The sequence below is a fragment of the Undibacterium hunanense genome (assembly GCF_014284335.1).
Lineage (GTDB): Bacteria > Pseudomonadota > Gammaproteobacteria > Burkholderiales > Burkholderiaceae_D > Undibacterium > Undibacterium hunanense.
In genome coordinates this window covers 1-336 of sequence record NZ_JACOGF010000066.1, presented here as the reverse complement: position 1 = coordinate 336, position 336 = coordinate 1, and the positions used below count along the sequence as shown (strand labels likewise).

Annotated in this window: 1 protein-coding gene; it reads right to left on the bottom strand. The window is 50.9% G+C overall.

The window, feature by feature from the left end:
- The coding region (locus H8L32_RS27340; RefSeq protein WP_186951016.1) for a hypothetical protein at positions 1 to 336 on the bottom strand (336 nt) is incomplete at both ends.

Sequence of the window (336 nt, the reverse complement as noted above, 5' to 3'; positions counted from 1 at the left end):
CGCTCGTTACAGAGATCAGGGACAGATCAATGTTGTTTGCGCCAGCGATGTCATCAACGATAGTCAGTTGATGTGGCACATTGCCTGTGAAGGTGATAACTGGTGTGCTCAGGGACAATGCAGCACGGGCAGCAACCAGAGCAGCGTATTGGCTGGCAGTGATCACGACAGCAGAGTTTGCTGTGATGTTTTCAATACCAGACAATGTAGCACCAGCCAGGTTGATCGCACCGTAAGTGACCAGTGTATCGTTACCGTTACCCAGGTTGATGGTGTCTGTCACTACACGGGCCACTGCTGTTGCTGTGGATTGTGCATTGAGGTTCACACCGTTTT